Source organism: Variovorax sp. GW821-FHT09A10 (assembly GCF_059418385.1).
In genome coordinates this window covers 288671-302568 of the sequence record NZ_JBWKPT010000005.1, presented here as the reverse complement: position 1 = coordinate 302568, position 13898 = coordinate 288671, and the positions used below count along the sequence as shown (strand labels likewise).

Here is a 13898-nt window from a genome sequence, read left to right as displayed (position 1 = left end):
ACACTCCACAGGCACCATGACCGCGACCCGCACTTTCGCATCGCCGCGCTTCCAGCGCGGCGTGTACGCGATCGAGTTCGCGTTTGTCTTCTTGATCTTCTTCACCATCCTTTACGCCATCATCTGCTACGGCATGTTGTTCGCGTTTCGCCTTGGTTTGCAGAACGCTGCTGAGGATGGTGCACGAGCGGCACTTCGATATCAAAGCAGCATAGAAGGTCGAAAGAACCGTGCGGCGGGCGTCGCAACCGCTCAAAGTGACTGGATGCCACAGACGGTCAAGCCTGTCGTGTCTGCGCGAATCTGCCGCGTCGAAGGAGTTAACCAATGCACCCCGATTGCGTGTGGCCCTGCGTGGAGTGACCGATGCCAAGTCGAAGTTCTCGTTGAAGCGAACAACCTCGGCTCACTGCTGCCCCCTCTACCGAGCTTCGCGGTGCCATCCCAGATCGCTGGCAGGGCGAGCATGCTTCTTGATCTGAGGTGAACGCCATGACCCTCAGTTCTCACCCGCCCCCCAGATCTACCGGTCGTGATCGTCAACGCGGTGTTGCTGCGATCGAATTCGCCTTCGTCTTCGTGGTGCTCTTTCTTGTGATCTATGCGCTGGTGACCTTTGGCGCCGCGTTCTACGTACAGCAGGTCGTCTCGCGCGCTGCGGAAGATGGTGCGCGCGCCGCGACGTTGCTTCCACAACCACCAGATCCAGCCAGCGTGAAGCAAGTCGTGGTCGAATCATTGGCGCGATCACCCATCGTCCCCGCCTCGGCAAGTGCAGACCTGACGAGTCGAAAGAACTGGATCTCCAATCACGCCACCATCACTCCCTGTTCCGCCACACCAGGTGCGACCAGTTGCGTGGTGACCATCATCTATCCCTACACGGGCGACGCTCGCATCCTTCCGTGGTTGCCGCTGGTTGATGCCAGCAATTGGATCAAGCAATTGCGGAGCAGTGCAACCGCTGCACTCAGGACATCATGAGAAAGCCCTCGGAATGAATGCCGCATCAACCCGCGAAGCCGTCGCCTCGTCGAGCCGACGACGTGCCCGAGGCTCAATCCTCATCAACACAGCCATCGCGTTGAGCCTGATCGTGATCACCCTGGTGGGCGTCGAGTTGGGCTATCTGTTCTACATGAAGCGCGAGTTTCAGAAAACGGCGGATCTCGCCGCTTTGGCCGGCGCGCAAAAAATAATGCCTTCGGGAAGCACTGACGTATGCGCGGCTGCTCGGGGAGCCGCTGTTGCCAATGCGGCTCAGAATATGCCAGGTCTCGTGCTCACGCAACCAGAATGCGGCCACTGGGCATCTTCGAACGCGACACCGCCCAACACCGCGGCCAGTTGCTTCAACAGCGTAGACGACCACTTCCTTCCCAGTTCCTCGACGAAGAATGCGATCCGAGTCCGAATAGAAAAAGCACCACCGACGCTGCTTCCCTTTTCTCAGGCCAATCGAACGATCTGTGTCCAGGCAGTCGCCGCACTCAACGAGCCAATAGGCTCCCTCTCTGTTGGAAGCGGAGTGGCACGGCTGAATGATGGTCTGCTGAATCAACTGTTGAGCATGCTGCTGGGGACTTCCGTCTCGCTGAGCCTCGCTGACTACACGGGACTGCTCAACACCAAGCTCAATCTGCTCGGGATCACGGACGCCTTGGGCCTTAATGTCGGCACATATGCCGAGTTGGCAAACGCTAATGTCAATTTGGCGAGCCTGCTGACCGCAGCAATTCAAGCGCTACCGCAAAGCAATGACAGCGATACAGTTGCCCTCGCAACCCGGGTCTTGAATGGCCTTCTGGCATTGAGTGGCGGCCTTCGCCTTGATCAGGTCAGCATAAATCTGTTGAAGACGGCCCAACAGGCTGGCTTACTTAGCGTAGACCTCAACACCACAGATCCCCGCACTGCCTTGAATGGAAATATCAATGCATTGAATCTCCTGCTGGTGTCGCTGCAGGTTGCAGACAGCCAGTCAGCCATTGCCACAAAAATCGAAGTTCCACTGGGCGCACTTGCGAATGTAAAGCTGCAGGCCAAGGTCATCGAGCCTCCAAGTATTGCCGTCGGCCCCCCGGGCTATTACCCGGACGGGACAGCCAAAACAAAGGCGCATACGGGCCAAATTCGGATACTTCTAGACACTCAAGTCTTGAAACCGATTGAGGGAGAGAACCTGTTGAACATCCCACTGGTGCTTCGAGTGTCGCTGCCGGCCGGCCAACTTGTTAACCTTCCTATCTATGTCGAAGTTGCCTCAGGAGATGCTGAGCTCGATACAGTTCGATGCAATGCCCCCGACGGAAAGTACGACGTCAAGATCGCAGCCGCACCGGGTCTTGCACATGTTTTTCTTGGCAAAGTTCCAACAGCATTTACAAATCGCAGCAGTGCCTGGAAAAATCTACCCAAAGAGCAATTCGATCTGCTAAACATCGAAATTGATCTTTTAGGGGGTCTGATTCCATTAAAAGTAAAATTGTTGGCAAAATTAGATGTATCAATACCAGGCGATGAAATTGTTACAAGGGAATTTTTAAACTATCGGTTTGACCCCAGCCTTCCTGCGTCACAACAAAATCTCACGCAGACTGTTGGCATGGAAAAAAACCTTGGCGCGTCGATAATAAGCGCCATTGGCTCCAATAAATTGGAAATCGAGCTTGACACTTCCATCGCAATTTTGGACCTTCTTGGAAACGCTTTATTTACACTCTTGAATAAAGTTCTTGGAATTGTCAATCTTCTATTGACGCCAGTTCTCACACTGCTCGACACGGCTCTGCTCGCCCCACTGCTCAAAACGCTTGGCATTCAGCTCGGATACGCAGACGTGCAACTCCTCTCCGCCAGTTGCGATGGCAACGCACGGTTGGTCTATTGAGACTGCGCAAGAATCCGCCCCTTCCAGCTACCCGTGAAACTTTGAAAACAGCGTCTCGATGAGTTCCCCCTCCAACTTCGACGAACTCGACCTCTTTGTCTGGGAAGGCAAAGCCGACATCCTCGACCGCATTGCGCGGTGCATGGCGAGCTTCGACGTGGAAGTCATCCGGGCCGATGGCCTGCCGCCGCCTCAGCAGGACCGCGGCGTCGCGCTGCGTCCTTCCGTTGCGATCATCAGCGTCACCGTCATCGATGGCGGCGGGCTGCCGCATGCGACCGAGCTGCTGCAGGGCATGCCGGTGATCTGGGTCGCTGCGGCTTCCCGTGAGCGCGACTCGCGCACGTACCCGCCCGAGTACCTGCACGTTCTGCCCTACGACTTCACCTGCGCCGAGCTGCGCACGATGGTGGCCAAGCTGGTGCGCCAACTGCGCGCGCGCGATGTCGCGCCGCAGGCGCCCGACATGCTGGTGGCGCATTCCGATGCAATGAAGGGGCTGCTCGCTGAAGTCGGCGCCTTTGCCGATTGCAACCACCCGGTGCTGGTGCGCGGCGAGACCGGTGTCGGCAAGGAGCGCATCGCACAACAACTTCACATCGGGCACCAGCAGTACGGCAAGGGCGCGTTCGTGGCGGTGAACTGCGGCGCGATTCCCGATGGGCTGTTCGAGTCGCTGTTCTTCGGCCACACGAAGGGCTCGTTCACGGGTGCGGTGCATGCGCACCGCGGGTACTTCGAGCAGGCTACCGGGGGCACGTTATTCCTCGACGAGATCGGTGACTTGCCGCGCTATCAGCAGGTGAAGTTGCTGCGCGTGCTCGAAGACAGCGCGGTCACGCGGTTGGGGGCCACCTCGCCGATCCGCGTCGACTTCCGGCTCGTGGCGGCGACGAACCGCAACCTGCGCGAGATGGTGGCGAGTGGCGAGTTTCGTGCCGATCTGTTCTACCGGCTCGCAGTCATCGAGCTGCATGTGCCCAGCCTCGAGGAGCGCGGCGAGATCGACAAGATCGCGATCTTCAAGGCGCTGCTGACGAACGTGCTCGGCGACGAGCTCGAAGCCTTGGGCGAAACGCCGCACTGGCTCAGCGATGCGGTGGCCGAGACTTACTTTCCGGGCAACGTGCGGCAGCTGCGCAATCTCGCGGAGCGCGTGGGTGTGATCGCGCGGCAGTTGCACAGCTGGGACCAGAACCTCATTCAGCGCGCGATCGCGCTCACGCGTGGCACGCCGGCACCGGCGACGCTCGCTACCGATCGCAACGGCACAGGGGTCGCGCTCGACGCGAACGGCGACCGCAAGGGCTGGAACAGCAGCGAGCGCAATCGCATCATCGCGGCGCTCGAAATCAACGACTGGAAGCGTCAGGACACGGCGCAGCACCTGGGCATCAGCCGCAAGGTGCTGTGGGAAAAGATGCGCAAGTACCAGATCCTCGACGGCGAACCTGGCATCCCAGAGGAAACTTAGCTCGCCCCCAGGCTGCGCGGCACTTCGTGTCCGCTTCTCCTTCCCCCTACCGGGGGCAACACCTGAGGCCCGGCAAAGCCGGTTCCTCGGTGTTTCACGAACGGGCTTCGCTGGCGCTTGCCTCGTGGGTCAGTTGATTCCGAGGCGCGTCGTTCTGCGCAGCGGCGGATTCGCGAACGATGCACCCGGCGAGCGGTCGACCACGGGTTCGGTGGCACACGTTGTGTTGCTCGAGATGCACAGCGCGCCCAGCAGGCCGTCTTCGGTCAAGACGTTGCGGCTCGGGGGGCCGAAGATGCGGTCGATCCAGTTGTTGGCGCCGATGGGGTCGATGCGCAGTTCGCCGGTGGTGCGCGCCAGGCGCAACTCCGAAATGCGCAGGTCGAACACGCCATCGATGTAGTCGAACAGCAGCGTGTAGTAGTCCAGCTGGGCATCGAGCACCTTGGGCAGGGTCTCGCGGCCGAACTCCATGAGGCGGCGGCGGCCGCGGAAGGCCTGGCCGGAGGTGCTGACGGCTTCCATCAACTGGCGCTCGCGTTCGCGGCCGGCCACGGTGCGGGACCACGACGACGCGGTGAGCTCCATCAGGTTGAGCTTCACGCCCTCCATCTTGGCTTCCTGGTTCGCGACTTCGGCCAGGGCGCCCTTGAGCTTGAGCTGGCGGTCGAAGCCGTTGCCGAAGTTCCAGTTCAGCTCGAACGCGGCGCGTGTCGGGTCTTGCGGCGACACGCCGCGCGGGTCCTTGCTCTTCACGACGACGGCGTCGAGTGTGGGGTACAGGCTGGCTTCGGTCTGGTCGACCAGCGCGCGCGCACGCGCCACGCGGCCCTGGGCTTCGGCCAGTTCGGTGCTGCGCGCTTCGGCGCGGCGCAGCGCTTCCTCCTGCGAGCCGATGCGCCAGTGCGACGGCGCGGCGAGCACGGGCAGCGATTCGGGGTTGGGCGAGAACTTGAAGTAGTTGCGGAACTTGGCCAGCGCCTCGTCGCGCTGGGCTTCGAAGTCGGACTCGCGCGCGGCCACGAGGGCGCGGCGCGAGGCGGCCATGTTGAGGTCGTTGTCGCCGCTCACGCCGAGTGCGACGCGACGCGCTTCGGCCTTCGACAGTTCGGCCACGACTTCGGTGGCGCGGTGCGCGATCTGCTTTTTCAGATCGAAGCGCTGCACCTGCAGGTAGGCGGTGAGCGCGTCCAGCACGACCTTCTGCGAGGTGGTGACGACGGCTTCGTCGTCGGCCTGGTTGGCCAGTTCGGCGGCGCGCTGTGCGGCGCTCATGGCGCCGCCGTCGATGAGGCTCACGCGCGCCTCGGCGGTGAGCACGGTGTAGCTCTGGCTCTGCGCATCCTTGGCGCCGCTGTTGTAGGTGCCCGACGACGTGCCGACCTTGAAGCGCGGGTAGCGCGCCATGCGGGCCGCGTCCACGCCGAAGCTGCTGGTGCTGGCGGTGGCCTGTGCGGTCAGCACCTCGGGGTATTCCTGCGACAGCGCGATGAGCGCCTGCTTCACGCGCTGCGCAGAACTCGCGGCGCCCAGAGAAGGCGAAGACAGGCGGCGCGAGAACGCGAGCGCGGCAGGTGGCTCGTCCTGTTCAGCGGATGTCTGTTGGGCATGCGCGGTGGGCGGCAGCGCCATGCTGACGCACAAGGTCGCGCAGATCACGCCCGGGGCGATGCGCACGCGCCGGCCCGGCAACACGGGCTTGCTCATGGTTCGCGGAAGGCTTCGCGCCGCAGTTTGAGCACAGGCCGCAGGATGTACCAGATGAACGGATCGGTCCCCACGCGCAGGTCGACTTCAGACTCCATGCCGGCGGTGATGCGGTTTTCCTTTCGCCCCACATGCGACTGCGACATGCTGATGAGCAGCCGGTAGTACGGCGTGCCATTGGCAATGGCGGCATCGCGGTCGGCGTCGGCCGCCACGAGCTTGACCTTGCCGTCGACGGCGCCGTAGCGCAGGTAGTCGTAGGCGGTGATCTTCACGCGCGCCTCCTGCCCCACTTCGACAAAGCCGCGGTCGTTCGGGTTGAGGCGTGCCTCGACCATGATCTCGTCCTCGTCGGGCACCACTTCCAGGATGGATTCGCCGGGCTTCACGACCCAGCCGGGGCTGCCGCTGCGCAGGCCCTTCACGATGCCGTCGGCCGGCGCCTTCACCACCGTGCGCGAGCGTTGGGTGCGGGCGCGTGCAAGGTCTTCGCTCAGGCTGGCGAACTGGCGCTCGACCGTGGCGAGTTCGTCCGAGGCGCGGCGGCGAAAGCGGCCCTCGGCCTCGGCCATCTTGGCCTGCGCTTCGGTGATGGCGGCCTGCGCCGAGATCACGCCCTGGCGCGCCACGGCGAGTTCGCTGCGCACGCCTTCGGCCTGGCGGCGCTTCTCGAGCACCTCGACCTGGCCGACGAGTTTTTCGCTGAGCAGTTGTTCGGAGATCTCCTGCTCTTTCTGCATCAGCTCCAGCCGATCGCCCAGGCCCTTGACCTTGGCCTGCTGTTCGAGCTGCTTGCTGCGTGCCTGCTCCAGGTTCGACACGGCGCCGGCCATGACGCCGCGCTGTTCGAGCGCGCGCGCCTGGTAGGCACCGACCTCGCCTTCGAGCACGGCCTCGTCGATGTCGGCATCGAACGAATCGCGCTTGAGCGGCTGGCCGCGGCTCTCGGCAATGAGCCGCACGCGGGTGGCCTGCGTGGCGGCGTTGCGCGCGGTGAGCTCTTCGAAGTTCAGGCCGCTGCCGCCCAGGTCGATCTCGACGAGCGACTGGCCCTGCTTGACCTTGTCGCCTTCTTTGACGAGCACGTTGCTGACGATGCCGCCTTCCAAGTGCTGGATCGACTTCACACGGTCGGAGGGGATCACGCGGCCCGGTGCGACGACGACGGTTTCCATCGGAAAGCCGAGCCCGACCACCGCCAGCACCGCGACCGCGCCGCCGATGATCCACTGGCGCCGCCGGCCTTGCGGCGTGGTCTGCGCCGCCTGTTTCTCGCTCTCGCCCTGAAGCACCTGCGGCAAGTCTGGTTTCAAAATCCCGTACCCCTGTCTCTGTCTGTCAGTCGGTCAATCAATCGATCAAGCAAGCAAGTCGCTCAGGCCATCGAGCGCGAAGCGGTGGAGACGCCGGCATTGCTGTTGCTGCTGCCGTCCTCGCTGTCGCCCAGCGCCACCAGCGGCTTCTTCACGCCGAAGAGCTTGGGCACCATCACGGCCGCGGAGCCGATCTCCACGTTGCCCTGGCCGGTGACGTGATAGACGGTGGTGGCCGCCGACACGATGCGCAGCGAGTGCGTGACCACGACCACGGTGCGCACCTTGGCCACCGCGAGCATGGTCGCGAGCAGGTTGCGCTCGCTTTGAAAGTCGAGGTCGTTGCTGGGCTCGTCGAGCACCAGCACCGAGGGCTTGCGCAGGAAGCTCATGGCCAGCGCGAGCTTGCGCCGCTCGCCCACCGAGAAGCCGGTGCCGCCCTCGCCCACCACGGTGCGATAACCGTCGGGCAGGCGCGAAATGAAGTCGTGCGCGCCCGAGAGCTTGCAGGCCGCGACGATCTGCTCGTCGCTCTGGCCCGGTGCGCCGCGGCGCATGGTGTCGACGAGCGGGCCGCCGAACCAGTAGACCTCTTGCGAGAGATAGCTGATCCAGCGCGACAGCTCTTCGCGGCCGAACTGCGACAGGTCGTACTCGCCGATGCTCACCACGCCGTGCGTGGGCGTGTACAGGCCCGACAGCAGCTTCACGAGCGTCGACTTGCCTGCGCCGTTGCGCCCGACGATCACATGCAGGCCGCCGGGGCCGATGTCGAGGTCGACGTTTTCCAGCACGGGCTGCGGTGCGTCTTCGGTGAAGCTGAAGCTCACGTCCTTGAGCGTAACGCGGCCCAGCGGCTGCGGCAGCGCCATGCCGGTGGGCGCCTTCTCGACCGGCTCGCCGAGCACGGTCTCCAGGCGCTTGGCGGCTTCCTTGGCGGTGGCGAGCGAGCGCCAGTTCGACACCAGCCCGGCCACCGGCTGCAGCGCCTTCAGCGCGAGCATGTTGGAGGCGACGAGGCCGCCCACCGTCATCCACTGCTGCATGACGGAGATGGCGCCGACGGTGACGACGATCACCGAGAACACGGTGAGCAGCACGGTGGTGCCGTCGCGCGCGGTTTCGATCTGGCCGTTCTTGCCGAAGCTCTCGCTGAGCCAGGCGTTGTAGGTCTGCTGCCAGACCTCGATGGTCGGGCCGTCGTTCGACTGCGCCTTGAGCGTCTCGCGCGCATGGCAGATCTCGGAGGTGATGCGGTCCAGGCCGCGACCGCGCAGCACTTCTTCCACGCGGCCGGCGCGCACTTCGTCGGCCCACCACCAGGCCAGGAACGACATGATGGCCAGGAAGGCCACCACCACGGGCAGCACCGGCAGCGCGACGATGCCGATCACCACGAGCGCGAAGATCGCCATCGGCAGATCGAAGATCGACTGCGCGAGCCCGCCGGTGACGGTGCCGCGCACGGCCCCCACGTCGCGAAAGTACAGCTGCCAGGACGAGGCCGGCCGCGCCTCGAGCGCGCGCAGCGGGCGACCGAGCATGGAGTGCAGCAGCGCGCTCGACACGCCGTGGTCGACGGTCGCGCCCGCGTTGCGCAGCAGGCGCGAACGCCGCGTGCGCAGCCAGAACTCGATGCACAGGAAAAAGAGGATGCCGCACACCAGCGCCGCGAGCGTGGAGACGCCGCTGCGCGAGAGCACGCGGTCATACACCTGGAGCAGGAAGATGGAAGGCAGCAGGCCGAACAGGCTGACGGGCAGCGACAGCCACGCCGCGCTCTTGACGAGGGGGTAGGCCGCACGAAACGCATCGCTCAGCGCACCGGCATACGGACTGGCGCCGGGCGTTTCCGGCCTGTCGGCAACCAGCTGGCTGGGCAAGAGGAACTTGATCATGAAGAAAGACCGATCCGTCGGGCAACGACGCCAGCGCCATTATCAACTGTTACCCGTCTGTTACAAGGCAAAAATTCGCCTCTGATGCCTCTCAGCATCGGTGTGCGCGAACCTGCGCCGGACCGGTCGATTCCACGCCGCGCGTTCCTTGTGGCGCGGCGTTTTCCCTGAGCGTGCAATTCATCGTTTTATGCGTGTAACTGTGGGTCGCGGTGCGGCCGGATGTGCCCGGCAGGCCTTCGGCAAAGACGAGCGCGATGTTGGCGCACAGCAGCATGAGCAGCACCCAGGCGCACAGCAGCTGCAACCAGCCCAGCCACCAGCGCCGTGGCGGTGCCTCGCGTTCGGATTCATAGGGAATGTGGACCAGTGCGTTCCATCTCATGGCAGTGCTTTCAGAACCCGGGCGAGCCGGGAAAGACCGACACCGGCGGAGCTTTTGGCCAGCACCCAGTCGCCTGGTTGCAGCAGCCCGCCGAGCGCGGTGGAGAGGTCGGACACATCGACAAACCAATGGGAGCGGACCTTGGTACGGATGCGCGTGTGAAGCGCCCGCATCAAGGGTCCGCACAGGAGCACGCGGTCAGGTTGCGACGCCAGCAACTCGGCCTCCAGATCGAGGTGATGGCGTTGCGCCGCGGGCCCCAGCTCCTGCATGTCGCCCAGGATGGCCACCCGGCGCGCAGGCTCGCAGGGGGCTTGTGACAGCAACTCCAGCGCCGCCCGCATCGAACTCGGGTTGGCGTCGTAGGTTTCATCGATCAGCTTGAAGCTCCCGCCGCCGATGTGAATGGTGTGCAACGCACCGCGTCCGCCCGGCGGCTCGAAGTGCGCAAAGGGTTCGACGGCCGCGGCCAGCGGCAGGCGCAGCGCCTGCAGTGCGGCCAGCGCGGCGACGGCGCTGGCGCCCATGTGGCGGCCCGGCGCATTCAGGCGCAGCTGGAAGGGCTCGCCCGCCACCTCGGCCTGCACCTCGCCGTGGTCGAAGGCGAGCAGGCGCACGTCGGCGTCCTTGTGCTCGCCGTAGGTCACGATCTGCAGCTGGTGCGCCATGGCCGCTTCGGCGAAGGTGGCGAACTCGGGCATGTCGCGGTTGAGCACCACGCGGTCGCCCGCAGCCATGGCCTGGAACATGCGGCAGTCGAGCCGCGCGGCGGCCTCCGACGGGCCGCGGTGCTTCTGCGATGCGGCCGAAATGCCGGTCACCACGATGAGCGACGGCCGCATGAGCTGCGCCGATGCGGGCATGTGCGAGGTGCCCATCTCGAGCACCCAGTAGGCGGCATGGCGCGGCATGCAGGTGAGGTTCCACGCAATGCCCGACGGCAGGCTGATGCTGCCTTCGGGCTGCGCCACCTCGCCCCACACGGTGAGCGCGCCGGCCAGCATGGCGGCCACGGTGCTGCTGCCCGCGCCGCTGCCGAGCACGCCGCACACGCGGCCGGTGAACTCGGTGCGCGCATGGTCGCCCAGCTCGAGCACGGCCTGCAGCACGTTGGCCACCTTCAGCACGGGCACGCGCTTGTCCAGGTGCGGCTTGGGGTCGGTGCACAGCACGGCCGCGGCCGGCTGCAGCACGCCCTTGAGCGTGACGGCCGCCAGCGGCGTCTTCGAGGGCCGGGCCTGGTGTTCGAACACGACGCGGCCCTTGCGCATGAAGGTGCGCTGGGTCACGCCGGTGGCGCGCCAGCCGTCTTCGGGCTTGACCACCCACTCGCCGCCGGTGACGCGCGCCATCTCGCTGGCGGTCCACACGGCGCCGTCGTCGCGCAACCCGCCACCGCCCCCACCGCCTCCGGGACCGCCGGGCTGGCTGCGCCGGTCCAGCAGGTAGCGGTGGTAGGCCGCGAAGCCCGTCACGTACTGCTCGACGTCGTCGATGCGCACGCGGAACGAGTGGTGCCGCACGAAGAAGGCGCCGACGACCGTGGACGGCCGGCGGAAGTACATCGCCATCTCGGGCCAGAAGAAACCATTGAGCAGGTAGTGCGCGCGGTAGTCGAGCGCGCGGTAGAACTTCTCGGTGTCCAGCTCGTCGAGCAGGTGCCGCATGGCGGGCATGCTTTCGAGCCGCTGCAGCATCTGCTGCGCCGCCAGCATGAGGCTGAGCAGCGTGGGAAAGGTGGTCTTGCGGTCGAGCACGAAGTCCAGGTAGCCCGCCACGTTCTGCAGCCCGAAGCGGAAGTAGCGCTCCTGCGGGCTCCACTGCGTGAGCTCGTTCACGCAACCGCTGAGCCAGTGGTCGTGCGACTGCCAGTGCTGGCTTGCAATGAAATGGTCGAAGGCTTTCTCGACCGCGGCCAGCCAACGCGGATCGCGCGTGAGGCCGTACAGGCGCATGAGGCCGAAGGCCGCCTCGCCGTCGTAGAAGATGACGCGCGAGGCCTGCTTGAGCGTCAGGTCGGCCGCGTGCAGCACGTGGTCGAAGCGCCCGCTGGCAGGGTCCTGCAGCGCCACGATGCCCAGCGCGAGCTTCTCGAGCAGCGGCAGCCAGTGGCGCGTTTCCATCAGCTCGCAGTAGCGCACGAACATGCGCACGCACGCCGCGTTGCCGCCCAGCTTGATCTCGCCGCCGGTGTCGACCAGGTACGCGACCTCGCGGCCGTCGGGCAGCGTGTAGTCGCGGATCAGCGCATCGCTGAGGTGGTCGATGGCGCGGTCGATGGCCGCGCGCAAGGTGTCATCGCGCGTGAGCTCCCAGGCCTCGAGCATGGCGTGCACGGTGCCCGCGTGGCGCATCGCGTCGTAGGTCGGAATGCGGCGATCGAAGCACGGGAAGTAGCCGTACACGAACAGGCCGTCGCTCTGCATCTGGCGCGCCAGGTACGAGGAGCCGCTGCGCACCAGCTCGAGCACCGACTGCGGGTTGAGCGCCGGCAGCTGCCGGCGGCCCGCGTCGAGCCCCGTGCCCACGAGCTTGTGCACCACGCCGTCGGGCTGGCAGAACACGCCCACCGTGGCCAGCAGGTAGACGGTGCGCTCCGACGACTCTTCCAGCGGCAGCGTGCGCTCGAAGCGGGCCTGCGCATAGACGTCGAAGTTGCGCGCGTTCACCACCGAATGCGCGATGGTCGAATCGCCGCACAGCATGGCGTTGGCGTTGAGTTCCTGCTCGGTGAAGGCAAAGCCGAAGTCCTGGTCGAAGGCCAGGCCGAGCCGGAAGTAGTTGCGCTTGACCGCGGTGAGCTGGGTCTTGAACTGTGTCCAGTCCATCGGGCTGGCGCCCTCGACCCAGTCGATGCGCAGCCAGGGCGAGACGATGCCGCGCTCGCGCACCCATCGCTCGACCAGGTCGGCGCCTTCGCGCCAGGCGGTCTCGAAGTCGTCGGCCCGCGCATGCACCACGTGTGCACGCTGCGCGCCGTCGCTCACCGAGAAGAAGAGCGTGAAGGCCGGGTACGGGGCAGGCAACGCCGCGCACACGGACACCAGGCGCTCGTGGCAGGCGTGGAGCTGGTCTGAGAAGGACATCATTCGGCCCCGGTCGAATGCGGGCGAAGGCCGGTCGCGTCCGTCATCTGCTCTCGCTTGAATGACGTGATCGCGGACCGGAAGCCGCCCGTGAAATCATCGCGTGCTCCCGATTCAGCGGTAGCTGAACTCGGCGCGACGATTGAGCTGATGGCCCTCCTCGGTGGTGGCAAGCGATGCGGGCTTTTCAAGGCCCCAGCTGATGGCTTCGATGCGTTCGCCCGGCACGCCCATTTGCGTGAGCATGCGTTGCACGGCCTCGGCGCGGCGCTGGCCGAGCGCGAGGTTGTACTCGCGGCCGCCGCGCAGGTCGGTGTGGCCTTCGATCACGACCCGGCTCGCCGGCCGGTTGCGCATGTAGCCCGCGTGCGCCTCGACGATGCTGCGGTCGCCGGCCCTGACGTCGTATTTGTCGAAGTCGAAGTAGACGATCTTGGCCGGCGTGTTCGGCGGCGGCGGTGGCGGTGCCGGCTCCACCTTGGGCACTTCGCGCACGCTCTTGTTGGAGTAGTAGTAGGTCGCGTCGTCGCGACCGCCCTTGGGAGGCACACCGCAGGCCACGAGGCTTGCGCCCATGGCCACGAGGGCCAGTATCCGGAAATTCTTGTTCATGACGGTCCTTTCGCGGGACAGGCCGGTGCCGGCCTGTCCCTTTCTGCTTGCTATCGAGGTTTCCCTTCCTCCTTCTTCGTGTCCCTTGGATCAGCCCAGCAGGCCGTGCAGGATGTTGGTCACGGGTGCCAGGGCACCACCGGCCGGGCTGCTGTGATCGACCAGGCTGGTGATCGGGGTGAGCACGTTGTCGAGCACCGGGGCCACCGTGTGTTCGACCGTGTCCAGCACACCGGTCACGACCGCGGCCACCGGGGCTGCCGGCGTGCCGGCGAGGATGTCGGTCACCGGGGCTGCGGCATGGGTCACGGTGTCGACCACCGTCGAGACCAGCGAGCCGGCAGAACCTGCCGAGCCCGTTGCACCCGTCACGCCGTCGAGGATGCTGGTGACCGGCTCCAGGATGCCGGCGACCGGTTCGGCGCCGCCCGTCAGGCCGCCGAGCAGGCCGCCCACGAGGCCGTCCGCACCGAGCAGGCTGCCGACCAGGCCGTCGTCACCGAGGACGCCGCCGAGCAGGCCACCTTCGCTGC

Annotated in this window: 10 protein-coding genes and 1 pseudogene; 4 read left to right on the top strand and 7 right to left on the bottom strand. The window is 65.4% G+C overall.

Going from position 1 to position 13898, the window contains the following annotated elements; genetic code table 11:
• Positions 1–16: 16 nt before the first annotated feature.
• The 4 genes from AC07Q9_RS21045 to AC07Q9_RS21030 are packed head-to-tail and all read left to right on the top strand — an operon-like array spanning position 17 to position 4364.
• Entirely contained in the window at positions 17–487 is a 471-nt protein-coding gene (locus AC07Q9_RS21045; RefSeq protein WP_495311694.1) for a TadE/TadG family type IV pilus assembly protein, read from the top strand.
• A 5-nt stretch (positions 488–492) separates the two neighbouring features.
• Complete coding sequence (locus AC07Q9_RS21040) at positions 493–984, top strand: TadE/TadG family type IV pilus assembly protein (RefSeq protein WP_495311693.1); 492 nt, start codon at positions 493–495, stop codon at positions 982–984.
• A gap of 13 nt (positions 985–997) precedes the next feature.
• Positions 998–2890, top strand: a complete 1893-nt coding sequence (locus AC07Q9_RS21035) for a pilus assembly protein TadG-related protein (protein ID WP_495311692.1) — start codon at positions 998–1000, stop codon at positions 2888–2890.
• Between the two features lie 58 nt (positions 2891–2948).
• Complete coding sequence (locus tag AC07Q9_RS21030; protein ID WP_495311691.1) at positions 2949–4364, top strand: sigma 54-interacting transcriptional regulator; 1416 nt, start codon at positions 2949–2951, stop codon at positions 4362–4364.
• A 129-nt stretch (positions 4365–4493) separates the two neighbouring features.
• On the opposite strand, the gene AC07Q9_RS21025 is transcribed toward AC07Q9_RS21030, so the two are convergent.
• From AC07Q9_RS21025 to AC07Q9_RS20995, 7 genes and pseudogenes are all read right to left on the bottom strand, one after another.
• The gene (locus AC07Q9_RS21025; protein WP_495311690.1) at positions 4494–6071 is read right to left on the bottom strand and encodes a TolC family protein; all 1578 of its coding nucleotides are present in this window, start codon (positions 6069–6071) and stop codon (positions 4494–4496) included.
• Positions 6068–7363, bottom strand: a complete 1296-nt coding sequence (locus AC07Q9_RS21020; protein ID WP_489061759.1) for an HlyD family type I secretion periplasmic adaptor subunit — start codon at positions 7361–7363, stop codon at positions 6068–6070. The genes AC07Q9_RS21025 and AC07Q9_RS21020 overlap by 4 nt, the downstream gene beginning before the upstream one ends.
• An 83-nt stretch (positions 7364–7446) precedes the next feature.
• Positions 7447–9282 carry a peptidase domain-containing ABC transporter gene (locus AC07Q9_RS21015; protein WP_489061612.1) on the bottom strand — a complete coding sequence of 612 codons (1836 nt, stop codon included), beginning with the start codon at positions 9280–9282 and terminating at the stop codon, positions 7447–7449.
• Between the two features lie 91 nt (positions 9283–9373).
• Positions 9374–9667, bottom strand: a complete 294-nt coding sequence (locus AC07Q9_RS21010) for a hypothetical protein (RefSeq protein ID WP_489061614.1) — start codon at positions 9665–9667, stop codon at positions 9374–9376.
• A complete protein-coding gene (locus tag AC07Q9_RS21005) occupies positions 9664–12756 on the bottom strand; it encodes a glutamate ligase domain-containing protein (RefSeq protein WP_495311689.1) in 3093 nt (1030 codons plus the stop codon). The genes AC07Q9_RS21010 and AC07Q9_RS21005 overlap by 4 nt, the downstream gene beginning before the upstream one ends.
• Before the next feature lie 111 nt (positions 12757–12867).
• Positions 12868–13365, bottom strand: coding sequence for an OmpA family protein (locus tag AC07Q9_RS21000; protein WP_489061617.1), 498 nt, complete (start codon positions 13363–13365; stop codon positions 12868–12870).
• A gap of 90 nt (positions 13366–13455) precedes the next feature.
• Positions 13456–13898 (bottom strand): annotated as a pseudogene (locus AC07Q9_RS20995) (hypothetical protein); the annotation flags it as partial.

Excerpts from the sequence above, each read along its gene's own strand:
- AC07Q9_RS21030 (WP_495311691.1), top strand. The coding sequence starts at position 2,949 with ATGAGTTCCCCCTCCAACTTCGACGAACTCGACCTCTTTGTCTGGGAA.
- AC07Q9_RS21015 (WP_489061612.1), bottom strand. The coding sequence starts at position 9,282 with ATGATCAAGTTCCTCTTGCCCAGCCAGCTGGTTGCCGACAGGCCGGAA.
- AC07Q9_RS21040 (WP_495311693.1), top strand. The coding sequence starts at position 493 with ATGACCCTCAGTTCTCACCCGCCCCCCAGATCTACCGGTCGTGATCGT.
- AC07Q9_RS21045 (WP_495311694.1), top strand. The coding sequence starts at position 17 with ATGACCGCGACCCGCACTTTCGCATCGCCGCGCTTCCAGCGCGGCGTG.
- AC07Q9_RS21035 (WP_495311692.1), top strand. The coding sequence starts at position 998 with ATGAATGCCGCATCAACCCGCGAAGCCGTCGCCTCGTCGAGCCGACGA.
- AC07Q9_RS21000 (WP_489061617.1), bottom strand. The coding sequence starts at position 13,365 with ATGAACAAGAATTTCCGGATACTGGCCCTCGTGGCCATGGGCGCAAGC.
- AC07Q9_RS21010 (WP_489061614.1), bottom strand. The coding sequence starts at position 9,667 with ATGAGATGGAACGCACTGGTCCACATTCCCTATGAATCCGAACGCGAG.
- AC07Q9_RS21025 (WP_495311690.1), bottom strand. The coding sequence starts at position 6,071 with ATGAGCAAGCCCGTGTTGCCGGGCCGGCGCGTGCGCATCGCCCCGGGC.
- AC07Q9_RS21005 (WP_495311689.1), bottom strand. The coding sequence starts at position 12,756 with ATGATGTCCTTCTCAGACCAGCTCCACGCCTGCCACGAGCGCCTGGTG.